This window comes from Kribbella sp. NPDC050470 (assembly GCF_044458365.1).
Lineage (GTDB): Bacteria > Actinomycetota > Actinomycetes > Propionibacteriales > Kribbellaceae > Kribbella.
Genome location: NZ_JBITHV010000006.1, coordinates 277,426 through 302,782 on the forward strand (window position 1 = coordinate 277,426; position 25,357 = coordinate 302,782).

The following is a 25,357-nucleotide window of genomic DNA, read 5'->3' on the forward strand; positions in this document are numbered from 1 at the left end:
GCTCCGTTCACCTTCACCCGGTCGCGCAGCGGCCGGGTCGTGTTGGGCGAGGGGTATGCCGATGACTGCTGCCAGTGCTCTGCCCAGGCAGGAACGCTTCGACCTCGACCCGGAGCCGGTGCCGTTCACCGTCCGCGCGTCCCAGAAGGTGCACGGCGGGATCGCCGTCGGCGCCCTCCTGGTCGCGATCGGCTTCGCCACCTCCGCCTCCACCAGCCCGACCGGCGTACTGCGCTGGATCGCTGCCGCCGGGTTCGCCGTACTGGCCCTGGTCTGCGCGCGCGCCCTGACGGTCGGCGACATGCTCGTGGCCGACGACGTCGGCATCCGCCTGCGCATCCGCAACGAGTGGATCGGAACCCGATGGGAGGACATCGAGGAAGTGACGGTGCTGAAGCGCCGGCATCTGCTGGACGACGGCAGAATCGCCGTCCACCTTCAGGATCCGGGCCCGGTCCTGGGCGCGATGCCGAGTTCGACTCGCAAGACAACGGATGCGAACCGGCGGTTGACCGGCTCGTCACTCGCGGTACCGTTCGGGTTGACGGCTCGGCCGTCGGACGGGGAAGTGGTACAGGCACTGCACATGCTGGCGGATGCCAGGTGTCCGGTCAGGGAACAACTCTGACTCGTCCGTGACCCTGTCGGACAAAGGCCGTTGAGTTGGTGTCGGCGGTCCCGCTGTCGGCGTTTCGGAGTCGACGGTCCGCTGAACAGTCGGGCGATGGAGAGGACGGTGGGGACGTGAGCATCGGCAGCGAGCTCACGGCGGCCCGCGAACGGGCCGACATGACGATCGAGCAGCTGAGCGCCGCAACCCGGATCAGAACGGGGCTGCTCGTCGCCATGGAGGCCGACGACTTCTCCCGCTGCGGCGGGAACTTCTACGCGCGCGGCCATATCCGCGCGATCGCCCGCGTGGTCAAGGCCGACCCGGCGCCCCTGCTCGCCACCTTCGACGCCGAGCACGCAGTCGAGGAGGACAAGGCCCGTCGCGAGGAACGGGCCGCCATCAAGGGCCCGACCCTGCACCCGGCCCGGCCGCGCTGGGCAGTCGTGGTCGGCGCGATCCTGATCGGCCTGATGGGCTGGGGCATGGTCCGGCTCTTCACCGTGCCGAGCGACGTCGAGGCGAACGCCTCCAAGTCCGCCACCTCGACCCCGGTCGTCACCACCGTGACCCCGAAGGCGACGCCCACGCCGACCGTCAAACCCACCAAGCGCAAGCCGACCAAGCCTCCGGTGCCCACCAAGGTCAAGCTCACCCTGACCGCGAAGGGCGACGGCTCCTATGTCACGGTCCGGGACAAGAAGGGCAAGCGCCTCTTCCAGGGCCTCCTCGGCCCCGGCACCTCCCAGACCGTCACCACCACCGGCGACGTCCGCGTCTCCGTAGGCGTCCCCGCCAACCTCTCCGTCACCGTCAACGGCCACACCCACTCCATCAAGCTCTACCGCTTCGAAGCCCACCCCAACGGCACCCTCACCAAACCCGACTAATCCCCGCCAATCGCCGCACGACCCCGCCCAAACACCACCTCCGGGCGACGTTGCTCCGCCACCGCCGGGCCACCTTCCACCGCGGCTGGCTGACCGCCGCCTGGGGGACGGCTCGCCACCAGGCAGCGGTGAGTGGGGTGATGTGGGCGGGTGTGAGATGTGGTGGTGAGTTAGGTCGCGGGGTGTACGTCGCGTCATACTCGTGGTGATGACTACGCCTCCCACCACCGTCGCCCTGGTCACGCTGGGCTGTGCCCGCAACGATGTCGACTCCGAGGAGCTGGCCGGTCGGCTCGAAGCCGGCGGGTTCCGGCTCGTCGAGGACGCCGCCGAAGCGGACACCGTGGTGGTGAACACCTGCGGTTTCGTCGAGGCCGCCAAGAAGGACTCGGTCGACACGCTCCTCGCAGCCGCGGACTACAAAGACGGCGGCCGCACCCAGGCCGTCGTCGCGGTCGGCTGCCTCGCCGAGCGGTACGGCGAGCAACTCGCCGAAGCCCTGCCCGAAACCGACGCAGTCCTCAGCTTCGACGACTATGCCGACATCTCGGACCGCCTCCGCTCGATCCTCTCCGGCACCAAGCACCAGCCCCACGTACCCCGCGACCGCCGCAAACTCCTCCCGCTGGCCCCCGCGGCCCGCGCCTCAGCCACCGATGTAGCCATCCCCGGCCACGGCAACCACATCCCCACCTCCCTCAAGGCTCGCCCAACCCCCGCCACGCCATCTTCCACCACGCCCCCGGCGAGCAGCGGAGCCGCAGCTCCCAGCGGTGCGGCGACCACCGCCGCTCGGCCAGTGACCGGCGGAGGCGCGGCGGCTGCCGGCGCAGAGTCGCCGACCTCACCGGACGGCACCTCTGCAGCCAGCACTTCTGCCCTCGGTGACGCTGCCGCGGCTGCGCGGGCGCTGGGCGGTCCGTCGGCGGCGGCGCGTGAGGGCTCGGCGGAGACCTTGGCGGCGGACGGTTCCGAGGGTGGGCTCGAGCTGAAGATCGAGGCACCGGATCTGCAGGCGGCGCCGGCGAGTGGTCCTCGGGTGGTGCGGCGACGGCTGGACGGTGGGCCAATGGCGCCGCTGAAGCTGGCATCCGGGTGCGACCGGCGGTGCGCGTTCTGCGCGATCCCGATGTTCCGCGGCGCGTTCGTCTCCCGGCGGCCGACCGAAGTACTCGGCGAAGCCCACTGGCTGGCGGAGAACGGCGTACGCGAACTCTTCCTCGTCTCCGAGAACTCCACCTCGTACGGCAAGGACCTCGGCGACCTGCGGCTGCTCGAGACCCTCGTCGGCGAGATCGCCGAGGTGCCGGGCATCACCCGCGTGCGTGTCTCCTACCTGCAGCCCGCCGAGATGCGCCCCACGCTGATCACCGCGATGACGTCGACTCCCGGCGTCGTCCCGTACTTCGATCTGTCGTTCCAGCACGCCTCCGGTCCGCTGCTGCGCCGCATGCGCCGCTTCGGTGACGCCGAGCGCTTCCTGGAGCTCATCGCACAGGTCCGCGCGGCCGCGCCGTCCGCAGGCATCCGCAGCAACGTGATCGTCGGCTTCCCGGGCGAGACCGAGGAAGACGTCGACATCCTCTGCGACTTCCTGTCCCGCGCCGGCCTCGACGCGATCGGCGTCTTCGGCTACTCCGACGAGGACGGCACCGAGGCCGAGACGTACGACGGCAAGCTCGACGAGGACACCATCGCCGCCCGCCTGGACCGCGTCACCCGCCTCGCCGAAGACCTCACCTCCGCCCGAGCCGAATCCCGCATCGGCGAACTCGTCGAGGTCATCCTCGAGTCCACCGCCCCCGACTCCACCGCCATGGCGACCGACTCGACCCCCGGCGCGAAGCTCGACTCCGCTGCTGGCGCCGACCTCGGCTCCGGGTTCGGCTCCGCCTCCGGCTCCGGGTTCGGCTCCGGGTTCGGCTCCGCCTCCGGCTCCGGGCTCGACTCCGGGTTGAGTTCCGGGCTCGACTCCGGTGTCGCGCGGGCTGACGCTGGCGAGGGTCTGGCGGGCGTCGGCGGCCGGCACGAGGTGCGGCCGGAAGGGCGTACCGGCGAGGGGCGGGCGGCCCATCAGGGGCCTGAAGTCGATGGGTCGACGTCGGTGACTGGTCTTCCGGATGGCGTGCGTGTTGGTGATCTTGTGACGGCGAAAGTGGTCGGAAGCGACGGGGTTGACCTGATTGCGGAGTTCGCGGCACTCGTGAACCCCCGGGACGGCCGTCCGGCAGCTAACCTGACCGCGTGACCAACCCGCCGTCGAACCCGGTGCCGAGCGCAGCCGGTCCGCTCAGCGCGCCCAGCGCGTGGAACGTGGCCAATGCGCTGACGGTCCTGCGGCTGATCTTGGTCCCGCTGTTCGTCTGGTTGCTGCTGCGCGACGGCGGCACCGACGACGGGAACCGCCTGCTCGCCACCGCCGCGTTCGTGGTCGCGATCGTCACCGACCGGTTCGACGGCGACATCGCGCGCCGGTGGAACCTGGTCACGAACTTCGGCAAGATCGCCGACCCGATCGCCGACAAGGCACTGACTGGAGCCGCGTTCATCGGCCTGTCCCTCCTCGGCGAGCTGCCGTGGTGGGTCACCGTGGTCGTGATGGTCCGCGAGTGGGGTGTGACCGCACTCCGATTCTGGGTGATCCGGCACGGCGTCATGCCGGCCAGCCGCGGCGGCAAGCTGAAGACCGTCCTTCAGGCGATCGCGCTAGGCCTCTACCTCCTTCCCTGGCAGTCGGTGCCTGTCCTGCACTGGACTGCAGTCGCGTTCATGGGCGCGGCCGTCCTCGTGACCATCGTCACCGGCCTCGACTACGTAGGCCGAGCCCTCCGTCTCCGAGCCGCCGCCAAACGCCCACTCCCATAACCCGAGCAAGCCGGCACCGGCCGTGGGTGCACGGGCGCGGGTGCGTTCGGCGCGTGGGTGTTGGGGGCTGGTGCGGCTAGGGGAGCGTGTTGTTGGTTGGTGCCGTGGTTGGTGGTGCGCATGGTGATCGGCTTTCGGAGGTGTGTGGGTGTCTGAGGGGCTGGAAGCGGTTCTGGGGCGGTTGGTCGGGCTGCTCAAGAGTCGCGAGGAGACTGTGGCCACGGCGGAGTCGCTGACTGGTGGGCTGGTGGGGGCAGCGCTGACCGACGTACCTGGGGTGTCGGCTGTGTACCGCGGTGGCGTGATCGTGTACGCCACTGATCTGAAGGCCAAGCTCGCGGGCGTTCCTGACGACCTGCTGGCCGCTGTCGGGCCTGTGCACCCGGACACAGCCGCAGCACTGGCTACGGGTGTGCGGGAGCGCCTGGGCGCCACCTATGGGCTCGCCACGACCGGTGTGGCCGGCCCGGACCCGCAGGCGGGGGTTGAGGCTGGAACTGTTTATGTCGCAGCCGCTGGACCAGACGCGGTTGAAGTGCGCAAGCTAGAGCTGAGCGGGGATCGGACAGCCATCCGCAGGGGGAGTGTGCAAGCGGTGCTGGAACTGGCCGTGGCTGTGGTGGCGGAAGAACTCGACTGACCGGCGTGTTGAGACCAGCATGGGGACAGGTAGGGCAGACTGGCACGGCGCACCGAAGCTGGACATTGCGAGGAGTAGTGACCCAGCAACGGGTACCGTTGGTTCCTACGGTCGAGCTACCGTGCGAGTAGAGACGACCGGACAGGCGGAAGGGAGAAACCTCATGGTGCTGGTTCGTGGCCTGCTGGGCGACGTCCTGCGGCGTAAGCGGCTGCGCCAGGGGCGCACCCTCCGCGAGGTATCCGCCGATGCCCGGGTGAGTCTGGGCTACCTGTCCGAGGTCGAGCGCGGCCAGAAGGAGGCCTCCAGCGAACTGCTGGCGGCGATCTGCATGGCGCTCGACGTCCCGCTGTCGACCGTCTTCGCCGAGGTCAGCGAGGACCTGGCGCGTGAAGAGGCCCTCGTCCTGGCGCACCCGACCATCGAGCCCGAGGTCGCCTCCGCCGCCTGATCGCCCAGCCGGTCCCACAGGCCGGCGCGATTCGGCCGGACCGAATGTCGGCGCCCGTCGCGCCGCAGTGCCTGCATTACTGGCAGTCGCTGAAGGTGTCGTAGACCTGATCTGCAGCAGATGGGGCAGCGTTTGTCGTGCGGTGCACCTGGGCAGGCACTTGTGAGCTTGTGACCGACATCGGTCGGCCTGCAGGTATCCGTACGAGCTTCCAGTTCAACCCGGACGCACTCGCGGTCGGTCATCGGTCGGCGTCCCGGCGTGTCTGGGTTGTCAGGGCAGCCTGGATGAGGCTGTTCCGGGTCGGCCAGATCAGTTGCAGGGCCGGGATCGGGCCTTCGCCAGACCGGCGAAACATGGTGTTCGCCGTGAACAGATGAGTCGCCGAGTCCGGGAAGCGCAGCAACGCGGCCTGCTCGGGCGGTGGAAAGTACGCCGAGAGGTCGTCGCCCTCGTCGAACTCCTCGCCGGTCTGCACCGCCCACACGAGCGGCTTGAGGCCAAGGTGAATGAAGGCCGGGTCGGGATCGAAGACAATGATCTCCGGGTGGTCGTAGAGACTCAGGCCCAGCGTGTAGCCGAAGGCTGGGTTGCGTACGCCGTCACCCTCGATGAACTGCATGGTCCAGCCATAGGTCCGGATGTTCCGCTCCAGCCGGCGCTCGATCTCCTCGTCGGTCTGTCCGCCGCATGCGTCGCACATAAGCCTCTCCTCTCGTTCGAACAAATGTTCGATGCATCGGAGAAGATATCGGTTTCGGACCCGTCACAGCGCCTGTCCACAGGCCATTTCCTGGGCTACCCGATCCTGGGCTGGGCGATCCCAGGCTAGGGGTGCTCAGGTTGGCAAGTGGGGCACCAGTAGGTGACTCGGTCGCGTGGGGGAGTGCCGATGGAGGCGGTCTCGATCTTGGTGCCGCAGCGGCGGCAGGATTTGTTGCCGCGCTCGAAGACCCAGGTGCGCTGGCCGGGGCGGTCGATGCCGGTGCTGACCTGGGATCCGTTGCGGAGGTTGGCCTTCATCAGGCGGCGACTGAGGTCGACGGCAGCCGCGACATCGATTGCTGCGACCGGGCGCCAAGGGTGGAGGCCGAGCAGGAAGCAGACCTCGGTGCGATAGAAGTTGCCGATGCCGGCGAGGTTGCGCTGGTCGAGTAACGCCTCGCTGATCGTCCGTTCCGGATCGGCCTGGACGTTGGCGATCGCCTGCTCGCGGTCGAACGTCGGCGACAGCAGATCCGGCCCGAGATGACCGACCACGCTCGCCTCGTCGTCCGTCGCCACCAACTCGAGTACCGGCAGGCGGTAGCCGACGGCGATCCAGGACGACGTCTCCAGCACCGCGCGCACCTGATGGTCCGGCCCGCCCCGCCAGCGCTCGCCCGGCCGATACAAATGCCAACTCCCGTCCATCCGGAAGTGACTGTGCACGGTCACCCCACCGGACACCCGCATCAGCAGATGCTTGCCACGTGCAACGACCTCCAGCACCGTTCGCCCGCTCAGGTCAGTCGTGGCCAAGGCCGGCACGCGAAAGTCGGTCCGAATCAACTCCTGCCCACCCAGAGCCTGGTCGAGCCGCTTGCACGCTCGCCAGACGGTGTCGCCCTCAGGCATGACTCAGGCTCGCAATCGCAATCCCCGCGGCGTCGCGTGGAAGCCCGCCTTAGCCAGCGCATCACCGAACGCCGTATGCCGGACCTGCTCACCATCCGCCGTCTCGACACTGAGCTTCCCGAGCTGCCCGTCCCTGATCGCCAGGGCCAGCGCATCGACGGCAGGCTGCAGCAGATCCGGGTCCTCGGTGAAGCTGAGAACGGTCCGCCCGCCGCGTTCGACGTACACGATGAGTTGGCCGTCGACGAGCATGACGAGCGCTCCGGCCTTCCGCCCAGGCCGATGCCCGCCGGCGTTCTCCCGCTCGGGCCACGGCAGCGCCGCGCCGTACGGGTTGGCCGGATCGGAAGCAGCGAGTACGACGGCACGCGCAGCCGGCTCCTCATCACGCCGACCGCGAGCCGAATCTGCCGACCCAGGCAACTCAGCCATCGCCCGCAACCGGTCGACCGCGCCGGGCAACGCGAACTGTGCCGCCCCCAACCCCGCCACGAAGTACCCGCGCCGGCACCGGCCCGACTCCTCGAACGCGCTCAGCACCTTGTAGACGGCCGCAAACCCACCGGGAGTCCGTTCGGTGATCACCGACCCGCGGGTGACGATCCCGTAGCGGTCGAGCAGCGTCTCGGCCGCCGCATGCGCCCGCCGGGTCGCGTCCGGATTCCGGGCCGGAAGCAACGACCACCGTCCACCCGCCGTCGGCGGTCCGCTACGGGCCGGCATCGCCGGGCGCCCCGGCCGCGGCAGGCGTCCAGGCCGAGCGCGAGGCGTCGTACGGCGGGCTCGATGAGCGCCGCGTCCACCGCCGACAAGTGACCGGACGGGTGCGAGTGTGTCGTTGGTCAGCTGACCCGCCCACACCAGATCCCACAGCACGCCGACCAGGGTCTCGTCGTCCACCACACCGGCGGCCGCCCCGACGACATCGCTCAACTGGCGGAAGAAGAACGCACCCCCGCCCGACAACGCGTCGAGCACTGCCTGATGTGTCTCACCGATCTCGAACGCCGGATCCGGATCGGGCAACGTCAGGTCGCAGTTGTCCGCGAGATGCAACGACACCCAGCCGTCCGTCCCCGGCAACGAACCCGAACCCGCCCACACGACCTCACCGGTCGCGGTCAACTCGTCCAGCATCGACGGCTGGTATCCGGGCACCCGTGACGGCAGCACGATCGACTCGAGCGCCGATGCCGGCACCGCACAGCCGGCCAACTGCTCGACCGCTCCGAGCAGGACGTCGTATCCACGGCCGCGGCTGCTGGTGATGCCTTGCCAAGCCGGCAGGAACCGCGCGAGCGCCGACGGATCGACAGGCTCGACCTCCTTGCGCAGCGCGGCCAGCGACCGGCGTCGCAGCAACCGGAGCACCTCGCTGTCGCACCACTCCAGCGCAATGCCACCCGGCAGGAACTCGCCCTCGACGACCCGGCCGGCCGCACCCAACCGCCGCAGCGCATCCGTCACCACCGCCACGCCGATGCCCAAGTTCGTCGCGAGATCGACCGCACGGAACGGCCCGTGCGTCCGCGCATACCGCGACACAAGATCCCCGAGCGGATCGGCGACCGGTTCGGCATGTGCCTCCGCGATCCCCGGCGGAAGAGGTACGCCGAGCGCGTCGCGGAGCCGAGCCACATCCTCGACGACAGCCCACCGATGCTCACCGGCGATCCGCACCCGCACGACCCGTCGAGCCGCCGCCAGCTCCGTCAACCACGTCTCGGCGTCCGCGTCGTCCACACATCGCTGCGATGCCTCGCACAGCGAGAGCGGACCGATCATCCGCAGCACGTCGAACAACCCCTCGGCATTACGAGCGCGGCGATCCTCGGCGAGCCGCTGCAGCTCCGCCTCGGTCCGCAGCACGACCTCGGCGTCGAGAAGCTCACGCAGCTCCGTCCGGCCGAGCAGCTCCGCGAGCAGGCTCTGGTCCAGCGCAAGAGCGGCCGCACGCTTCTCAGCCAGCGGCGTATCGCCCTCGTACATGAACGCGCCGACGTATCCGAAGAGCAAGGACTTCGCGAACGGCGAAGCCTCCGGGGTCTCGACCTCGACCACCGAGATCCGCCGCTCGCTGATCCCGGTCAGCAGATCCTTGAGCGCCGACAGGTCGTAGACGTCCTGCAGCACCTCACGCAAGGTCTCGAGCACGATCGGGAACGAGCCGTACTTACTGGCCACGCTGAGCAGCTGCGCCGACCGCTGCCGCTGCTGCCACAACGGTGATCGCCGACCCGGATTCCGCCGCGGCAGCAGCAGCGCCCGCGCTGCACACTCACGGAACCGCGAGGCGAACAGCGCCGACCCACCGACCTCCGCAGTGATCAGGTCCTCGATTTCAGCCGGATCGAACAGCACCAGCTCAGCACCCGGCGGCGCCTCATCCGTCTCCGGCAGCCGCAGCACGATGCCGTCGTCACCCGACACCGACTGCGCGTCCATCCCGTACCGCTCGCGCAGCCGCGCCGCGATCGCCAGCGCCCACGGTCCGTGCACTTGGCCGCCGTACGGCGAATGCACGCAGACTCGCCAGTCGCCGAGCTCGTCGCGGAACCGCTCGACCAGGACGGTCACGTCGTCCGGCACCCGACTGGTCGCATCTCGTTGCTCAGCCAGATACGACACCAGGTTGTTCGCTGCGTACTCGTCGAGCCCGGCGGCGCGTGCGCGCTCAACGGCCTTGGCCGCCGGCAGCGAAGCCATCTTCCGCACAAAGGCACCCGTCGCCGCGCCCAGCTCGGCCGGCCGGCCCACCGCGTCGCCCTTCCAGAACGGCAGCCGCCCCGGCTGACCAGGCGCGGGGGAGACCAGCACGCGGTCGTGGGTGATGTCCTCGATCCGCCAGCTCGACGCGCCCAGCGTGAAGACGTCGCCGACCCGCGACTCGTACACCATCTCCTCGTCGAGCTCACCGACACGATGGTTCGTCGACTCGCCGACCAGGAAGACACCGAACAACCCGCGGTCCGGGATCGTGCCGCCGCTCGTCACCGCGAGCCGCTGCGCCCCCGGCCGCCCGGAGATCTCCCCGCTCACCCGGTCGAACACGATCCGTGGCCGTAGCTCGGCGAACTCGTCCGACGGGTAGCGACCCGACAGCATGTCGAGCACCCCGTCGTACGCCGATCGTGGCAGCGTCGCGAACGGCGCGCACCGCCGCACCAGAGCGAAGAGCTCGTCCACGTCGACCGTGTCCAGCGCCACGATCGACACGATCTGCTGAGCCAGCACGTCGAGCGGGTTGGCCGGGATGTGGAGGCTCTCGATCAGCCCGTCGCGCATGCGCTGCACGACAACCGCCGTGTCGATCAAGTCGCCACGGAACTTGGGGAACAACACGCCACGCGACACAGCGCCGACCTGGTGACCTGCACGCCCGACCCGCTGCAGACCGCTGGCGACGGATGGCGGCGCCTCCACCTGTACGACGAGGTCGACGGCGCCCATGTCGATGCCGAGCTCGAGGCTGCTCGTCGCCACCACGCACGGCAGCCGCCCCGACTTCAGATCCGCCTCGATCAGCAGCCGCTGCTCCTTGCTGACCGAGCCGTGGTGAGCCCGCGCGATCAACGGCGGCGCTGCCAGCGACGCACCCGACTGCGCCATCAGCTGAGCCGGTGAACCCGCGTCGGGCAGCTCCAGCTCCGCACGCTCGGCGGCGATCTCGTTCAGCCGGGCGGTGAGCCGCTCGGCCAGTCGGCGCGAGTTGGAGAAGACGATCGTGGACTTGTGCTGCGAGATGAGGTCGAAGACATGCTCTTCGACGTGTGGCCAGATCGACGCGTGCTGCGGCGGACCGGCCGCCGACCCGGAGGTCTCGATCTCGGTGCTCGCCAGCTCGGCCATGTCCTCGACCGGCACGACGACGCTCAGGTCCCACTGCTTGGTGAACTTCGGCTGCACCACGGTCACCGGCCGCTCGCCACCGAGGAAGCGCGCCACCTCCTCGACCGGCCGAACGGTCGCCGACAACCCGATCCGCTGGGCCGGCTTCGGCAGCAAGGAGTCCAGCCGCTCCAGCGTCAGGGACAGGTGCGCGCCACGCTTGGTCCCGGCGACCGCGTGCACCTCGTCGACGATCACTGTCTCGACACCGCGCAGCGCTTCGCGGCCCTGCGAGGTCAGCAAGAGGAACAGCGACTCGGGGGTGGTGATCAGTACGTCGGACGGCCGGGTCGCGAACCGTCGTCGCTCGCCGGCCGGCGTATCGCCCGATCTGACCGCGACCTCGATGTCGATCGGCGCCTCGCCGAGCCGCCGCGCGGTCTCGCGGATCCCGATCAGGGGCGCCCGCAGGTTGCGCTCGACGTCGACCGCAAGCGCCTTCAGCGGAGACACGTACAGCACCCGGCAGCGCAGCTTCGGGTCGTCCGGCGGCGGTGCGCTGGCCAGCCGGTCGAGTGCCCAGAGGAAGGCCGCCAGCGTCTTGCCCGAACCCGTCGGGGCGACCACCAGCGCATCCCGGCCCGCGGTGATGGCGTCCCACGCCTCGAGCTGGGCCGGGGTGGCCGCCTCGAAGACGTCGCCGAACCACGCCCGGGTCGCGGGCGAGAACCGGCTCAACGCGCTGGTTTTCTTCACGTCGCCCATCTTGCCGGGTCCCTCGGACACTTTCCGCGTTTCTGCCTCTGACCAGGCAGTTCACGTCCGGTGACGGCGTTGTCCCCTTCTTCTGGAATGATCGACGGCATGATGAACCGCGTACGTGCAGCGTTCGTCCTCGTGGCCTGCCTGGTCGCGTTGACCGGATGCGTGAAACTCGACGCCGACCTCAAGGTCGGCTCGAACGAGACCGTCTCGGGCAACATGCAGATCGGCGTCGACAAGCAGCTGCTGGAGTCCAGCGGCCAGTCGCTCGACAAGGTCCGCGGGCAGATCGAGAACGGGATCAAGGAGACCACGACCGACGGGGTCACCTGCAAGGCGTTCGAGGACGACCGGTACGTCGGTTCCAACTGCACCTTCGAGAGCGTGCCGTTCGACAAGATGGGCAGCTCGAGCGGTGAAGGCGTCAGCTTCCGCAAGGACGGCGACAAGGTCATCGTGACCGTGAAGGCGGACAACCTGGGCAACAACGTGCCGTCCGGGAGCCAGCCGACGGTGAACTTCAAGATCACCATGCCCGGCAAGATCCTCGAGCACGACGACGGCGCCAAGATCGACGGCCGGACGGCGACGTACGACAGCCTCGACAAGCTCGGGAACGTGTCGCTGACCTCTGAGGCGGGCAGCAGCTTCCCGCTGTGGGCAATCATCCTCATCGTCGTGCTGCTGTTGCTGGTCGTCGGTGCGGCCGTCTTTTTCGTGCTTCGCAGCCGCAAGGCCAAGGCGCAGCAGGGATATGGGCAGTACGGGCAATACCCGGGGCAGCCGCAGCAGGGCCAGTGGGGGCCGCAGTACGGCGGCCAGCCTGGGCAGTACCCGGGACAGCCGGGCTACGGCCAGCAGCAGGGCTACGCGCAGTCCGGTCCGGGCGGTCAGTACGCACAGCCTGGGCAGCCCGGGCAGTACGGCGGCCAACCCGGCCCGTACGGCGGACAGCCGGGGCAGGGCCAGCCGGGTCAGGCGCCGTACCCGGGTCAGCCTGGTCAGCCGCAGTACCCTGGACAGCCTCAGCCGCAGCAGGGCCAGCCTGGGCAGGGACAGTGGGGTCCGCCGGCCCAGCCGCCTCAGCGGGGTCAAGGTGGCTGGGGACAGCAGCCAGGCCAGCAGCAGGACGGTTGGGGGCAGGACCAGCAAGGCCGTCCTCCGGCGCAGGGCCAGCCTGGTCCGCAGGGCGGTTCGCAGGGCGGTTGGGGACAGCCACCGAAGGACGACGACGGGCAGGCATGAGACTGACGGAGTTCTGGGCGCGGATGGACGAGCATCTCGGTCCCGCCTATGCACGGACCTGGGCCGAGACCCAGGTCGTTCGGGAGCTCGGCGGCCGTACGGTCGTCGAGGCCCTGGCCGACGGTGAGCACGCCAAGACCGTCTGGCGGGCCGTCTGGGCCCACCTGCAACTCCCACCCAGCGAGCGCTGACGGCCGGCGGGCCGTCAGCGCCGCCCTCAGGTGGCCGTCAGCTCAGGCTCCGGCTCTGCGAGGTCGTCGGTCGGCTCCGGGTCACGCTTCTTCGCCAGCTTGCTCGGCCACCACAGGTGCCGGCCGATGTCGAGGTTGAGCGCGGTCACCAGCACCGAGCGAACGACGATGGTGTCCAGCAGGACACCGAGCGCCACCGCGATGCCGATCTCCGCGAACGCCACCACCGGCAGCGTGGCCAGCACCGCGAACGTCCCGGCCAGCACGAGGCCGGCCGAGGTGATCACGCCACCGGTCGCGGCGACGCCGATCAGCGCGCCGCGCCGAGTGCCGTGGATCTTCGACTCCTCGTGCACACGGGTCATCAGGAAGATGTTGTAGTCGATGCCCAAGGCAACCAGGAAGACGAAGACGAACAGCGGCAACGACACGTCCGCGCCGCCGAACCCGAGCACCTGGTCGAACACCAGCGCACTGATGCCGAGCGCAGCGCCGAAGGACAGCACCACGGTCGCCACGAGCAGCACCGGTGCGAGCAACGAGCGCAGCAACAACATGAGGATCAGCAGCACGACCGCCAGCACGACCGGGATGATCACCCTGTTGTCCCGGTCCGCGGCTCGCTGGGTGTCCAGCAGGATCGCGGTCCCGCCACCGGCCAGCGCGTCCGCTCCCGGCACTGCGTGGACTGCTTCTCGGACTCGGTCCACGGTGTCCTTCGCGGCCTGCGTGTCGGCCGCGTCTGTCAGGGTGCCCTCGAGATAGGCCAGTCCGCCCGCGACTCGGGGCTCCGTCACCGCGGCGATACCTTCCGTCGACTCCATCGCCGTACGGACCTCTGTCGCGCTCTCCGCGTTGCTCACCACGACGAGTGGATTGCCCGCGCCGGCCGGGAAGTGGGCGGCCAGGACCTTCTCGCCGACCACTGACTCCGGCGTACCGACGAAGGACTCTGCGTTGCTGAGTCCGTTTGCGTCCAGGCGCAGCATGCCGAGTGAGGCGACGGCCAGTACGAGCGTGGTCGTGACCCACGTCAGACGCGGGCGTACGGCGATCCGTCGGCCGATGCGACCCCACACGCTCGTCTCGGTGTGGTCTGCGGAGCCGTACGTCGGCTTCAGCGGCCAGAACACCCAGCGACCGCAGATGACGAGTAGTGCGGGCAGCAAGGTCAGCATGGCGGCCAGAGCAACGACGATGCCGACCGCTGCGACCGGTCCGAGGCCACGTGTCGAGTTCATCGAGGCAAGAAGCAGGCAGAGCATGCCGGCCACGACAGTCGACCCAGAGGCCACGATCGCCGGGCCGCACCGGTGCAGCGCGAACGCCATCGCCTCGTGCCGATCCTCGTGTCTCCTGAGTTCTTCGCGATATCGAGCCACCAGGAGCAGGGCATAGTCTGTCCCAGCGCCGAACACGAGCACTGTCAGGATGCCGGCGCTCTGGGCGTTGACGGTGAGGTCTGCCTCGGTGGCGAGGTAGTAGACGACCGCCTGCGCGGCGAACAGGGCTGCTCCGGCTGAGAACAGCGGCAGCAACCAGAGCACCGGACTGCGGTAGGTCAGCAGGAGGATGACGATCACTACGGCGGCAGCGGAGTACAGGAGCTTGCCATCGATGCCGGCAAAGGCCTCCTGCGAGTCGGCAGCGAAGCCGCCCGGACCTGTCACGTGGAAGGACATGCCCTCGGGGCGATCGGCTGCGACGCGCCTGAGGTCGTCTGCGCGTTCGCCGATTGTCTCCCAGCCACCGGAGCCGGCGTTGATCGGCACGAGTACCTGCAGTGCCTTGCCGTCCTCCGACGGGATCGGCCCGATCACCTCACGGTCGATGTCCGGCAACTCCGCGAACCGCGTCACATGCTGTGCGACCGCCTGCTGGTCAGCAGGGGTGATGCCGGACGACCGCTCGTAGACGAGCACTGCTGGGATCTCGTCAGGCGAGGAGAACTGCTCAGTCGCTTTGAGAACTTCGGTGGACTCGGCCTTTCCCGGCAGCCAGGACACGGCATCGTTCTCCTGCGCACCGGTCAGCTTGCCCGCCGGACCGAATGACGCCGCAATGGCAACGAGCCACAGCGCCAGCACGATCCACTTGGACACCTTGCCGCACGGCAATGCCGCCAGCCGTCCTGCTCCGCCCACCACAACCACGCCCCCTAAAGGGGACGCCCGCCCGCACGCCGGACTGTCCACGACGCACCCCCCGATCCAGCCTGCTGGCTGCACCGGACAGGGTCAACGACCACGCTGTAGTACTGCACTCACCCTGCGTCTCAATGCCCGGTCGGTCAGGGCTTCCAGCCCGTCCGGGCGGCCCACTCCTCTGCAGGTAGGTAGATGAGGTCGCAGACCGGGTCCTTCAGGTCGGCGTAGTCCGCGGTCGACTCGATGGGCAGTGCGGCGGCCCGTCGCTTGAACTCGCCGTACGCCGCTGCCGTCTCCGGGTGGCTGCGCAGGTAGTCGCGGAACAGCAGGGCATAGCGCTGGTTGGCTCGACCGGCGACCCGGACGTGCAGGTTCACCCGGCGCCGGTACATCGGCTCGACCAGTAGCCGCTTGACCCACTGCAGGTCCTCGGCGGGCAAGCCGGGCACCGGGTGGTCTCGCCTGGGCGGACGCAGCTCCCAGTCGGCCGCGACCATCCGCTCGGCCACGTCGTCCAGCTCCGGTTCAGTCCCGACGGTCACCTGCATGTCGAGGACGTCCTTCGCCGCCAGCCCAGGTACGGAGGTCGATCCGATGTGGTCGATCCGCTGTGCCGCTTCCCCCAGCAACTCACTCACGGCGCGCGCGATCTTCTCGTACTGCGCCGGCCAGCTCTCGTCCGCCCTCACGATGACGATCCCAGTCATGCCGAGATCATCCCAGCCTTTGCCTGTGCTCAGACAGGCTTGACCCGGAAGGCGCTGGACATGAGGAGCTCGGCGGCCTCGTACGCCGCCTTGCGGATGGCCTTGCGTTCGTCGAAGAAGCCGCCGACCACTCCGATCGCGGGCAGCTTGCCGACGAATCTGGCGGCGAGAGTGCCGCGCGGACGCTCCTCGAACACGTCCCCCAGCCCGCCGAACAGCTTGCTGATCCGCCAGACCAGTCTCACGCCCTTGCGCAGTCCTGCCTCCTCCGACTCGTCACCGAGCCCCAGTTGCTTGGCCACATCCTGGCCGGCTGCGGTGGGGTCGTCGTACTTGAGCACCTCGTCCGGTGTGATCGGCCGGTCGGTCAGTACGCGGGCGATGATCGCCGTACGGTCGGCATGGGCCTCGACGCCGTACTCGCGGCAGACTGCGCCGATGACCATGGCCTGTACGGCGGCGCCGAGCGTGTCCTTGATCGGCAGGCGATCGGCGGCCGCACCGCTGATCCGGGGGAGGCCTGCGACGACAGCAGCGAATCCGCCGAGCCGCTCCACCCACCAGTCGCAGCGCTCCGCCAGCGGCAGCGTCGGCCACTCGGCGTGACCCGGCACCTTCATCTTCAGCAGCCGGTCGATCGCCAGGATCAGGCCCTTCTCGGCCAGGTTGGGCTGCTCCTGGGCCGAGTAGTCGGTGAGGACGCTGCGGATGCCGAACGGGTCCTGCGTGCGGAGCGAGTCGAGCACCGAGTCGATGCCGAACTCGACCCTGCTGAGCGCCAGGATGACGGCGGAGTCGGGGATGTCTGGACGGTCTGCCACGCCGCAAGGGTAGGGAGTCGGCGGGTCCAGGACGGTTGCCGGGACGACTTCGGCGTGTCAGTTGCGATTCGAACACGTGTTCGGGATAGTTTGGTCTCCTGAAGGTGCTGGGCGGCCGAGTTTGTCCACAGATTCCCGGTGGCGACGAAAACTGTCCGACGTAACCCGTACCTTCTCTGGCGACAACGAAATCCTTCGGGCGGCTGGGACGGCGGCCCCGATACGTAGATGGGTCAGGTGGCAGTCACATGGCTGGTGCAACGAGTGCGGAACGCGCGGCAACGGATCGTGAGAAGGCGCTGGCGACCGCGCTGACGCAGATCGAGCGGCAGTGTGGCAAGGGCGCGGTGATGCGGCTGGGGGAGCAGGGCAAGGCCCCCATCGAGATCATCCCGACCGGGTCCATTGCGCTCGACATCGCGCTCGGCATCGGCGGTCTGCCGCGCGGCCGGGTGGTGGAGATCTACGGCCCGGAGTCCTCGGGTAAGACGACGGTCGCCCTGCACGCGGTGGCGAACGCCCAGCGGGCCGGCGGTATCGCCGCCTTCATCGACGCCGAGCACGCGCTCGACCCGGAGTACGCGCGGAAGCTGGGCGTCGACACCGACGCGCTGCTGGTCTCGCAGCCCGACTCCGGTGAGCAGGCGCTGGAGATCGCCGACATGCTGGTCCGCTCCGGCGCGATCGACATCGTCGTGATCGACTCGGTGGCCGCGCTGGTGCCGCGGGCCGAGATCGAGGGCGAGATGGGTGACAGCCACGTCGGTCTGCAGGCCCGGCTGATGAGCCAGGCGCTGCGAAAGATGACCGGTGCGGTCAACGGCACCGGGACGACGGCCATCTTCATCAACCAGCTGCGCGAGAAGATCGGCGTCATGTTCGGCTCGCCGGAGACCACGACCGGTGGCCGGGCGCTGAAGTTCTACGCGTCGGTGCGGTTGGACGTGCGCCGGATCGAGTCGCTCAAGGACGGCAGCGACGTGGTCGGCAACCGGACCCGCGTGAAGGTCGTGAAGAACAAGGTCGCCCCGCCGTTCAAGCAGGCCGAGTTCGACATCATCTACGGCCAGGGCATCAGCCGTGAGGGCAGCCTGCTGGACCTCGGCGTCGAGCAGGGCTTCGTCCGCAAGGCCGGCGCCTGGTTCACCTACGAGAGCGACCAGCTCGGCCAGGGCCGGGAGAACGCGCGGAACTTCCTGCGCGACAACCCCGACCTGGCCAACGAGCTGGAGAAGAAGATCAAGGAGAAGATGGGCATCGGCCCGACTCTGGACGCGCCGGCCGACGAGGCCGCCGCCGAGGTCGATGTCGACTTCTGATCGACCCACCGCGGGCGGCAGCGATCCTCGGCACCCCGCCGAAGACGCTGCCCCCGCGGCTCTGTCTCTCCCCCACGCCGACCGCCTGGCCCTGGCCCGCTCACTCCTGGCCCAAGGGCCCGGCGCATCTCCTGACGCCGTCGCGCCCGACCAACGCCGTCGTCAGACCAGCACCTCCACGGATCCACAGTCGGCAGGCGACGCCACACTCGATCCACCGTCGCCTTTGAACCGGCGCCGCCCCATCGGCAGCATCAGGCGACGCCCCCGCAATGACGACCCGTGGTCAGACGACTCCACCTCCGACGACGCGTTCCCGTCGGACCGCGCCAGCAGAAACACGCGGACCTCCGCCGACTCACAGGCAGCAGAGGACGCCGCCGTACCCGACGCCGCGTCAGGTCGTGCGAGCGGACGCAGCACCAACCGCACCACCTCTGACTCAGGGCCTGTCGCGGACGCCAGACTCGACACCGCGTCGTCCCCAACCACACGCCGCGGCGCCGGGCGGGATGCGAATGTCGACGATCCCTGGGCGGAAGACGGCGTGCCGCACGAGATCTCCGGTTCGGGTCGCCGGGTCGGGAGGACTCGGCCGACCTCCGGGACCTCGGATCCTTGGGACGAGCTTGAAGGCGTGCAGTCGACTGGGCCGGGGCGGGCTATTCGCGGTGGCGGAGTTCGGCGAGTTGCTGGGTCTGTGGATCCCTGGGGTGATTCGGCCGACGACGGGGAGTCGACTGGCCGTAGTTCTCGCGGGGTCGACCGAGCTGGGGCGTCTGTGGACCCGTGGGGAGACGATGCGGACGACGAGTCGACTGGGTCGGGTCGTGGCGGGCGTCGTACTGGCGGAGTCCGGAGCGTCGCAGGGTCCGTGGATCCTTGGGGTGATGCGGCCGAGTCGGACGGTGCTGGTCGCCGTACCGGCGTCGGGGGAGATGCGGGTGCTGACGACCGGCGGGCGGCCGCGAAGGCATTTGCGGCTGATGAGGAGTCGATCGCAGGTGCCGCCCGGGGCCGACTGGCGCCGGCGGAGGGCGTCGATCCGTGGGCGGAGCCGGACGGCGTCGCACCTGACCGCGCACAACAAGCGCAGACGCGGGCCGCGGCTGAGGTACGCGCGGAGTTGAAGTCTGGGCGCGCGAATGCGACGTCGGCGGATAACTCGTCTCAGGCTGGGGCCGGTCGTAGGTCGGGGGATAGCGGCCGCCCTGGAAGCGCAGGACGTGCTGCTCAGGCAGAAGACGAGGCTGGGGAGATGCCTCGCAGCGGTCAGGTCGGCGGTCGGTCTGGGGACGGTGCTGGTGTCGGACGTTCTGGGGGTGCTGGGTCCGGGGAGCAGGTGGATGACCGGGCTGGGGAGGTGCCTCGCAGTGGTCGATCCGGAAGTCGGTCCGGGGACGGGCGTGGTGCCGGGCGATCTCGGGGTGCTGGGCCCGGGGAGCAGGTGGATGACCGGGCTGGGGAGGTGCCTCGCAGTGGTCGGTCCGGAAGTCGGTCTGGAGACGCGCCTGGTGCCGGGCGGCCTGGGAGTGCCGGGGAGCGGCGTGGGGTTCGGAAGCGGGAGTTTGGGGGGTCTCGGCGAAAGCGGGGTACGGCGGAGGGGCCTGCGGATCCGGGGATGGATGGGGAGTCGGATCCATATTCGGTGGCTCGGACGATTTTGCTGGACAAGCTGACGGGGCAGCCGCGTACGCGGGCTGAGTTGGCTGGATTGCTTGCTGAGCGGGAGATTCCGGACGAGGTGGCCGACGAGGTGCTCGATCGGTTCACCGACGTCGGGTTGATCGATGACGCGGCCTTTGCGAATGCCTGGGTTGAGTCTCGGCATCGGGGGCGTGGGCTGGGGAAGCGGGCGCTGGCACAGGAGCTTCGCCGGCGGGGTGTGGATGATCAGTTGGCGCGTGATGCGCTCGATGAGCTGGATCCGGAGCAGGAGGAGGAGACGGCTCGCGCGCTGGTACGGCGGAAGCTCAGGTCCATGCGCTCGTTGGATCGGCAGGTGGCCATGCGCCGGCTCCTTGGCATGCTTGCCCGCAAGGGATATCCGGGTGGCCTGGCGATGACGATCGTGAAAGACGAGCTCTCCGCATCCCACGAAGAGCTACCCCTCCTCGACTCCTCCGGCATCGAGCCCGACTGACAGGCAACCGTCGTCGCCCCACGTAGGTCTTGCCGCAGCCCTGCTAGAAGCTCGGGCTGCCGACGCTGTCCGGAGTTCCCGCCAGGTGAGGGGCGCGTGGTTGTTGGTCGACGGGCGGTTCGGGGGCTGGGTAGGTTGGGTTGCATGGCTGGCTTCGAGGACGTGGAGCGGTTGGTGGCGGGGTTGCCGGAGACTGCGGAGACGACTCGGCGTGGGAGTCGGACGTGGACAGTTGGCGGGAAGGCGTACGCGTGGGAGCGGCCGTTCAGTAAGGCGGATTTGCGGCGGTTCGGGGATGAGACTCCGCCCCAGGGGCCGATTCTGGCGGTTCGGGTGGAGGACCTGGCTGAGAAGGAAGCGGTGCTCTCGGCGCGGGCGGGGGACGGGTTCTTCACGATTCCGCACTTCGACAACTACGCGGCTGTGTTGATCGAGCTCGACAAGGTTTCTGAGCCCGTGCTTCAGGATGCGCTGCTTGATGGGTGGCTGGTGTTCGCGCCGCCGCAACTCGCGAAGGCACACCTCGACGGGCAGTAGACCCGTCAGACACCACCGACAGCTGGCTCGGCCGTGACGGGCAGTGCCCTGCCGCCGGGCGGTGCCGCGAGCAAGCCGGGCGGTGGGCTGCGACGGCACCGCGGGTCGCGAGCTGGTATCGAGGCGCGCCTTGATGGGCGGTCCGGTCAGGGTTTGCGGGGGTGCTCGGTGGGGGCGGTGCGACGGAGCGGTGGCGTGCTGGGGGTTAGGTGGTGGCGGTTAGGAGGCGGTGGGCGAAGGTTCGGTAGGCGGGGGTGAAGGGGGAGGTTGGGGGGAGGTGGAAGTCGGCGTTGAGGAAGGCCAGGGGGAGTAGGAGCCATTGCCAGGTATCCAGGGCGATGGTGACTGAGGTGTGGTCGGCGTCTAGCGGGTGGATTTCGGCGTCTTGGTATTTGAGGGCGTCGAGGACGGGGGCGATGGGGGCGTCGATGGTGAGGGTGAGTTTCTGCTTGGACTTGTTGAGGGCCTGGCGGAGGTAGGCGGTGGCGGAGTCTGCCGGGAGTGGGCGTGGGGTGTAGGGGGTGTTGGTACGGCGTTCGTCGGTGATGCGGTCGAGGCGGAACACTCGCCAGTCGTCGCGGTCGAGGTCGTAGGCGAGCAGGTACCAGCGGAGCATGTAGTGGATTTGGCGGTAGGGCTCGACTCGGCGGATCGCGTGTTCGCCGCGGGCGTTGATGTAGGAGAACGAGATCGTCTCTACGGCAGCGATTGCTTCGGCGATGGTGCCGAGTTGGTCTGCGGTGACGGTTGGCGCCGGTTGGGGAGTGGTTTCCAGGCTGGAGCGGACGGAGACTACTTGGCCGCGGAGGCGGGCGGGGAGGAACTGGTCGACCTTGCCGTAGGCACGCAACGCTGCGTCGTCGATGCCCCGCTCACCTGATGAGGAACCGGCGGGGGAAGGACGGGCAGGTGTGGTGGGACCGGCGGGGGACGGGCCGGTGGGGGACGGCGCGGCGGGTGAGGGGGTCGTCGGGGACGGCGTGGTTGAGGCTAGGGCGGCTAGGGCTAGGAGGGTGGCTACGGCTTCGTCGTCGTCGAGGACCAGGGGTGGCATGGTGCGGCCGGCGGATAGGCGGTAGTAGCCGCCGGGGCCGGGTTGGGTTTCGACGGGGTAGCCGTAGCTGCGGAGGCGGTCCACGTCGCGGCGCAGGGTGCGCGGGCTGACGGACAGGCGCCGGGTCAGCTCGTCTCCGGTGAACGATCGGCCGGTCTGCAAGGTGGACAGGAGCGCCAGCACGCGGGCGGTCACGTCTGCCATGTCGACCATGATGGCACTAATTGCGGCCAGGATCCGGCCACATCTGCGCATAGCGTCGTACGCATGGCTGACCGAAGCATCACCATTCGCCAGGCCCGGACCAACAACCTCGACGGGCTCGACCTCGTCGTACCGCGGAACCAGTTGGTCGTGTTCGTCGGCAGATCCGGCTCGGGGAAGTCGTCGCTGGTGTTCGACACGATCGCCGCGGAGGCGGGGGTCGAGTTGAACGAGACGTTCCCGCCGTTCGCGCGTAACCGGTTGCCGAAGTGGACCCGCCCGGAGGTCGAGCACATCGACGGCCTGACCCCGGTGATCGTGATCGACCAGCGGCGGATCGGCGGCAACGCGCGGTCGACGGTCGGCACGATCACCGACGCGTGGACGTACCTGCGGCTGTTGTTCTCCCGGCTGAGCGAGCCGCACGTCGGTGAGTCGAACCGGTTCTCGTTCAACGACCCCACCGGGATGTGCCCGACCTGCCACGGTCTCGGCGAGGTCGTGGTCAGCGCGGTCGATCGCTTCCTGGACCTCGACAAGTCACTCGCCGGCGGCGCGATCCGGCTGCCCGGCTTCGGCAACGGCGGCTACTGGTACAGCCAGTACGCCGACATCGGCACGTTCCACGTGGACACACCACTGCGCGACTGGACCGCTTCGGAACGCGAAGCACTGCTGTACGGCGGCCAGGCCGCAGCCGACCTCGGACACAAGCCACCCAAGGACTACGAGGGGGTGGTCGAGCGCTTCGAACGCATCTACCTGCGCACCTCCGACAACCTGTCCGAACGCAAGCAGGACACGATTCGCAAGTTCACGAAGTCCGGGACCTGCCCGGAGTGCGCGGGCGATCGCCTCAACGAGGCCGCGCGCACGGCGACAGTCGACGGCCACTCCATCGGCCGGCTCGCCCACCTGGAGATCACCGAACTGCTGGACGTCGTACGGAAGATCGACACAAGCAGCGTCCGGCCGGTGGTGGCTGCGTTGACGGCGCGGTTGGAGGCGATGGTGACGATCGGCCTCGGGTACCTGGCTCTGTCGCGGGCGACGACCACGCTGTCCGGTGGCGAGTCGCAGCGGATCAAGACGGTCAAGCACCTCGGGTCGAGCCTGACGGAGATGACGTACGTCGTGGACGAGCCGACCGTCGGCCTGCACCCGACCGACGTCGACTCGATGATCAAGTTGCTCGAGCAACTGCGCGACAGCGGGAACAGCGTGCTCGTGGTCGAGCACGACCCGGCAGTCATGCGCCACGCGGACCAAGTCGTCGAGGTCGGGCCGGGGGCGGGAGCCGGAGGTGGGCGGCTCGTGTTCCAGGGAACGTTCGCCGAGCTCGGTGATGCCGGTACGCCGACCGGGAAAGCGCTGGCCCGGACGCGACCAGAGAAGGCCCAACCGCGCCGGGCGGACGGAACTCTGACCGTGACGGATGCCAAGCGCAACAACCTGCAGAGGGTCACCGTCGGCTTCCCGACCGGGGTGATGACAGTGCTGACCGGCGTTGCGGGCTCGGGGAAGTCGAGCCTCGCGCAGGAACTGGTCGAGCAGCACCAGGCGATCGTGATCGACCAGAAGCCGGTCAGCACCAACCGCCGCTCGACGCCGATCACCTACACCGGTATCGCACCGGCGATCCGGAAGCTGTTCGCCCGCCACAACAACGTGCCGGCCGCGTTGTTCAGCGCCAACTCGGACGGTGCGTGTCCGGAATGCAAGGGACTCGGCGTGATCTACACCGACCTCGCGTTCATGGACGGGCAGGAGGTGGTGTGCGAGACGTGCCAGGGGCGGCGGTTCACTCCGGAGGTGCTGGCGTACACGGTGAACGGGCGCTCGATCGCGGACGTCGACGAGCTGACAATCGACGAGGCGATCACGGAGTTGCCGGATGCGCGGATCTCGCGGGCGTTGCGGCAGCTCGCCGCCGTCGGGCTCGGGTACCTGCGGTTGGGGCAATCGCTCAGCACGTTGTCGGGTGGCGAGTGTCAGCGCGTGAAGATCGCCAAGGAACTACGGCAGGCCGAGCAACCCACGACGTACGTGCTCGACGAGCCCACGACCGGGCTGCACCTGGATGACATCGACACGCTGCTGGAGGTGCTCGACAGCCTGGTCGAGCACGGGCACACGGTGGTCGTCGTCGAGCACAACCTGGACGTGATTCGGCAGGCCGACTGGTTGATCGACCTCGGTCCGGGGCCTGGCCGGCACGGCGGCACGGTCCTGTTCGAAGGGCGGCCCGCCGACTACGTCGACCGCCCGACACCGACCAGTCTGGCGCTGGCCGAGCGGCCGCCGTACGGCGAGGGGCGTTGACGGGTCGGGTGTGACGGTGTGTTATCCGAAGTAGGACCCGTGTTTGGGCTGGTCCGTAAGCTGGGATTTTCGGTCGATCCGCCCCTGACACCGCGGAGGGTGCAATGAACGATTTCCAGGAACAGGCGAAGAACTGGCTCCGGAACGTCGTCAAGCAGAACCCGGACAAGATCAAGGCCGGTGTGGAGAAGGCCGGTGACTTGCTCGACAAGCAGACCGGCGGGAAGTACGCGGACAAGGTCGACACCGTCCAGCAGAAGGTCGGCGGGTACGTCGACTCCCAGTCGGGCGACACCCCCGCGAGCCAGCCCGCCGAGTCGGCCCCCGACGACGGCGCGCCGGAGGCCGCAAGCCAGGCGGGCACATCAGGCCAGGCAGGGGAGGCCGGTACGGCGACTGAGAGTGAGGCGACCGGTGGTGTGCCTTCGCCCGGTGGCGGTGGTGACCCCGGAGTCGTCGGTGGTGAGGCGCCGGACCCGGCGACCGAGCCTGCGAGCTCGGCCGGATCCCGCCCGGAGGGCTCCCAGACCGGCAGCACGGTGACCGGCGAGTCCGAGGAAGGCCTCCCGGGCCCACGCCCGTAGTCCGAGGACTCGAAGGCCTCCCGGGCACACGCCCCGTAGTAGGAAGACCGCCTCCCGAGAACACGCGCGCGGTCCGGCCGAATCACGAGCGAGCCGAGCTGCGCGACGTACTTGAGCGGTTCGGTTCTGGAGTGGACCAGTGGGGGTGGTGGTCTGCTGGTGCGACCGGGTCGCAGGGTGACGCTGGACGTTGGTTCCGGTGCTTGCGGTGACGGGTCGGGTGGGCTGGGAGTGTCCGTCTTGACCGGGTGATGGGGCACGCCTAGCCTCGGAATCAGTAAGGGATCACTCCACCTGACGGTGGCGGGTATAAGCACCGGCAGGGCGGTTGACCACCGGCCGACCGGCCGGAGAGAAACACGACACCACGCTCGACCGAGCTGAAGACTGACGACGGCGACTCGCAGCGCCGTCGGATAG

Annotated in this window: 21 protein-coding genes and 2 pseudogenes; 16 read left to right on the top strand and 7 right to left on the bottom strand. The window is 69.0% G+C overall.

Going from position 1 to position 25,357, the window contains the following annotated elements; all coding sequences use genetic code 11:
* The first annotated feature begins 61 nt into the window (after positions 1–61).
* The 8 genes and pseudogenes from ACIBGM_RS19395 to ACIBGM_RS19430 all read left to right on the top strand — a co-directional run bounded on the left by ACIBGM_RS19395 (position 62) and on the right by ACIBGM_RS19430 (position 5,456).
* Positions 62–628 carry a hypothetical protein gene (locus tag ACIBGM_RS19395; RefSeq protein ID WP_360522394.1) on the top strand — a complete coding sequence of 189 codons (567 nt, stop codon included), beginning with the start codon at positions 62–64 and terminating at the stop codon, positions 626–628.
* Positions 629–744: 116 nt separating this feature from the next.
* Positions 745–1,500 (top strand): RodZ domain-containing protein, encoded by a 756-nt coding sequence (locus ACIBGM_RS19400; protein WP_360522391.1) that lies wholly within the window; start codon positions 745–747, stop codon positions 1,498–1,500.
* A 208-nt stretch (positions 1,501–1,708) separates the two neighbouring features.
* A pseudogene (locus ACIBGM_RS19405) lies at positions 1,709–1,963 on the top strand (MiaB/RimO family radical SAM methylthiotransferase); the annotation flags it as partial.
* A 537-nt stretch (positions 1,964–2,500) separates the two neighbouring features.
* Positions 2,501–3,292 (top strand): annotated as a pseudogene (locus ACIBGM_RS19410) (radical SAM protein); the annotation flags it as partial.
* A 24-nt stretch (positions 3,293–3,316) separates the two neighbouring features.
* A complete protein-coding gene (locus ACIBGM_RS19415; RefSeq protein WP_396386501.1) occupies positions 3,317–3,748 on the top strand; it encodes a hypothetical protein in 432 nt (143 codons plus the stop codon).
* Entirely contained in the window at positions 3,745–4,365 is a 621-nt protein-coding gene (pgsA, locus tag ACIBGM_RS19420) for a CDP-diacylglycerol--glycerol-3-phosphate 3-phosphatidyltransferase (RefSeq protein WP_360522385.1), read from the top strand. Before ACIBGM_RS19415 ends, pgsA begins: the two co-directional genes overlap by 4 nt.
* 148 nt (positions 4,366–4,513) lie before the next feature.
* A complete protein-coding gene (locus ACIBGM_RS19425) occupies positions 4,514–5,005 on the top strand; it encodes a CinA family protein (RefSeq protein WP_396386347.1) in 492 nt (163 codons plus the stop codon).
* 163 nt (positions 5,006–5,168) lie between these two features.
* Positions 5,169–5,456 carry a helix-turn-helix transcriptional regulator gene (locus ACIBGM_RS19430; RefSeq protein ID WP_360522379.1) on the top strand — a complete coding sequence of 96 codons (288 nt, stop codon included), beginning with the start codon at positions 5,169–5,171 and terminating at the stop codon, positions 5,454–5,456.
* A gap of 241 nt (positions 5,457–5,697) precedes the next feature.
* Here the strand turns inward: ACIBGM_RS19430 and ACIBGM_RS19435 are convergent, their stop codons facing one another.
* The 3 genes from ACIBGM_RS19435 to ACIBGM_RS19445 form a co-directional block, all read right to left on the bottom strand.
* The gene (locus ACIBGM_RS19435; RefSeq protein ID WP_396386348.1) at positions 5,698–6,159 is read right to left on the bottom strand and encodes a DUF4262 domain-containing protein; all 462 of its coding nucleotides are present in this window, start codon (positions 6,157–6,159) and stop codon (positions 5,698–5,700) included.
* Positions 6,160–6,284: 125 nt separating this feature from the next.
* Entirely contained in the window at positions 6,285–7,073 is a 789-nt protein-coding gene (locus ACIBGM_RS19440) for a DNA-formamidopyrimidine glycosylase family protein (RefSeq protein WP_396386349.1), read from the bottom strand.
* A 3-nt stretch (positions 7,074–7,076) separates the two neighbouring features.
* Positions 7,077–11,666, bottom strand: a complete 4,590-nt coding sequence (locus ACIBGM_RS19445; RefSeq protein ID WP_396386350.1) for an ATP-dependent helicase — start codon at positions 11,664–11,666, stop codon at positions 7,077–7,079.
* A 99-nt stretch (positions 11,667–11,765) separates the two neighbouring features.
* Here ACIBGM_RS19445 and ACIBGM_RS19450 point away from each other — a divergent pair, with 99 nt between their 5' ends.
* Both ACIBGM_RS19450 and ACIBGM_RS19455 read left to right on the top strand, forming a co-directional pair.
* Positions 11,766–12,908, top strand: coding sequence for an LppM family (lipo)protein (locus tag ACIBGM_RS19450; RefSeq protein ID WP_396386351.1), 1,143 nt, complete (start codon positions 11,766–11,768; stop codon positions 12,906–12,908).
* Entirely contained in the window at positions 12,905–13,099 is a 195-nt protein-coding gene (locus ACIBGM_RS19455) for a DUF3046 domain-containing protein (protein WP_360522364.1), read from the top strand. Before ACIBGM_RS19450 ends, ACIBGM_RS19455 begins: the two co-directional genes overlap by 4 nt.
* 26 nt (positions 13,100–13,125) lie before the next feature.
* Here the strand turns inward: ACIBGM_RS19455 and ACIBGM_RS19460 are convergent, their stop codons facing one another.
* The 3 genes from ACIBGM_RS19460 to ACIBGM_RS19470 all read right to left on the bottom strand — a co-directional run bounded on the left by ACIBGM_RS19460 (position 13,126) and on the right by ACIBGM_RS19470 (position 16,774).
* Entirely contained in the window at positions 13,126–15,243 is a 2,118-nt protein-coding gene (locus ACIBGM_RS19460) for an MMPL family transporter (RefSeq protein ID WP_396386352.1), read from the bottom strand.
* Between the two features lie 146 nt (positions 15,244–15,389).
* Positions 15,390–15,953: a GrpB family protein gene (locus tag ACIBGM_RS19465; RefSeq protein WP_360522358.1), complete on the bottom strand. Its 564-nt coding sequence runs from the start codon at positions 15,951–15,953 to the stop codon at positions 15,390–15,392.
* Positions 15,954–15,982: 29 nt separating this feature from the next.
* On the bottom strand, positions 15,983–16,774 hold the full coding sequence (locus ACIBGM_RS19470) for a hypothetical protein (RefSeq protein ID WP_360522355.1): 792 nt from the start codon (positions 16,772–16,774) through the stop codon (positions 15,983–15,985).
* A 248-nt stretch (positions 16,775–17,022) separates the two neighbouring features.
* On the opposite strand from ACIBGM_RS19470, the gene recA reads away from it, so the two are divergent.
* The 4 genes from recA to ACIBGM_RS19490 all read left to right on the top strand — a co-directional run bounded on the left by recA (position 17,023) and on the right by ACIBGM_RS19490 (position 20,773).
* The gene (gene recA / locus ACIBGM_RS19475; RefSeq protein ID WP_360522352.1) at positions 17,023–18,093 is read left to right on the top strand and encodes a recombinase RecA; all 1,071 of its coding nucleotides are present in this window, start codon (positions 17,023–17,025) and stop codon (positions 18,091–18,093) included.
* A gap of 800 nt (positions 18,094–18,893) precedes the next feature.
* Positions 18,894–19,223 (top strand): hypothetical protein, encoded by a 330-nt coding sequence (locus tag ACIBGM_RS19480; protein WP_360522349.1) that lies wholly within the window; start codon positions 18,894–18,896, stop codon positions 19,221–19,223.
* Positions 19,224–19,741: 518 nt separating this feature from the next.
* Positions 19,742–20,236 carry a regulatory protein RecX gene (locus ACIBGM_RS19485; protein ID WP_396386353.1) on the top strand — a complete coding sequence of 165 codons (495 nt, stop codon included), beginning with the start codon at positions 19,742–19,744 and terminating at the stop codon, positions 20,234–20,236.
* Positions 20,237–20,380: 144 nt separating this feature from the next.
* On the top strand, positions 20,381–20,773 hold the full coding sequence (locus tag ACIBGM_RS19490; RefSeq protein WP_360522344.1) for a hypothetical protein: 393 nt from the start codon (positions 20,381–20,383) through the stop codon (positions 20,771–20,773).
* A gap of 205 nt (positions 20,774–20,978) precedes the next feature.
* Here the strand turns inward: ACIBGM_RS19490 and ACIBGM_RS19495 are convergent, their stop codons facing one another.
* Positions 20,979–22,031, bottom strand: a complete 1,053-nt coding sequence (locus tag ACIBGM_RS19495) for a helix-turn-helix transcriptional regulator (protein ID WP_396386354.1) — start codon at positions 22,029–22,031, stop codon at positions 20,979–20,981.
* Between the two features lie 63 nt (positions 22,032–22,094).
* On the opposite strand from ACIBGM_RS19495, the gene ACIBGM_RS19500 reads away from it, so the two are divergent.
* Together ACIBGM_RS19500 and ACIBGM_RS19505 are read left to right on the top strand one after the other, a co-directional pair.
* Positions 22,095–24,353: an ATP-binding cassette domain-containing protein gene (locus ACIBGM_RS19500; RefSeq protein WP_396386355.1), complete on the top strand. Its 2,259-nt coding sequence runs from the start codon at positions 22,095–22,097 to the stop codon at positions 24,351–24,353.
* 104 nt (positions 24,354–24,457) lie between these two features.
* Positions 24,458–24,937 (top strand): antitoxin, encoded by a 480-nt coding sequence (locus tag ACIBGM_RS19505; protein ID WP_360522335.1) that lies wholly within the window; start codon positions 24,458–24,460, stop codon positions 24,935–24,937.
* Positions 24,938–25,357 lie beyond the last annotated feature (420 nt).

Bases quoted from the DNA above. Each gene is read 5' to 3' on its own strand.
- ACIBGM_RS19395 (WP_360522394.1), top strand. From the start codon at position 62: ATGACTGCTGCCAGTGCTCTGCCCAGGCAGGAACGCTTCGACCTCGAC.
- ACIBGM_RS19415 (WP_396386501.1), top strand. From the start codon at position 3,317: ATGGCGACCGACTCGACCCCCGGCGCGAAGCTCGACTCCGCTGCTGGC.
- ACIBGM_RS19430 (WP_360522379.1), top strand. From the start codon at position 5,169: ATGGTGCTGGTTCGTGGCCTGCTGGGCGACGTCCTGCGGCGTAAGCGG.
- ACIBGM_RS19435 (WP_396386348.1), bottom strand. From the start codon at position 6,159: ATGTGCGACGCATGCGGCGGACAGACCGACGAGGAGATCGAGCGCCGG.
- ACIBGM_RS19440 (WP_396386349.1), bottom strand. From the start codon at position 7,073: ATGCCTGAGGGCGACACCGTCTGGCGAGCGTGCAAGCGGCTCGACCAG.
- ACIBGM_RS19445 (WP_396386350.1), bottom strand. From the start codon at position 11,666: ATGGGCGACGTGAAGAAAACCAGCGCGTTGAGCCGGTTCTCGCCCGCG.
- ACIBGM_RS19450 (WP_396386351.1), top strand. From the start codon at position 11,766: ATGATGAACCGCGTACGTGCAGCGTTCGTCCTCGTGGCCTGCCTGGTC.
- ACIBGM_RS19455 (WP_360522364.1), top strand. From the start codon at position 12,905: ATGAGACTGACGGAGTTCTGGGCGCGGATGGACGAGCATCTCGGTCCC.
- ACIBGM_RS19465 (WP_360522358.1), bottom strand. From the start codon at position 15,953: ATGACTGGGATCGTCATCGTGAGGGCGGACGAGAGCTGGCCGGCGCAG.
- recA (WP_360522352.1), top strand. From the start codon at position 17,023: ATGGCTGGTGCAACGAGTGCGGAACGCGCGGCAACGGATCGTGAGAAG.
- ACIBGM_RS19480 (WP_360522349.1), top strand. From the start codon at position 18,894: ATGCGGACGACGAGTCGACTGGGTCGGGTCGTGGCGGGCGTCGTACTG.
- ACIBGM_RS19490 (WP_360522344.1), top strand. From the start codon at position 20,381: ATGGCTGGCTTCGAGGACGTGGAGCGGTTGGTGGCGGGGTTGCCGGAG.
- ACIBGM_RS19495 (WP_396386354.1), bottom strand. From the start codon at position 22,031: ATGGCAGACGTGACCGCCCGCGTGCTGGCGCTCCTGTCCACCTTGCAG.
- ACIBGM_RS19500 (WP_396386355.1), top strand. From the start codon at position 22,095: ATGGCTGACCGAAGCATCACCATTCGCCAGGCCCGGACCAACAACCTC.
- ACIBGM_RS19505 (WP_360522335.1), top strand. From the start codon at position 24,458: ATGAACGATTTCCAGGAACAGGCGAAGAACTGGCTCCGGAACGTCGTC.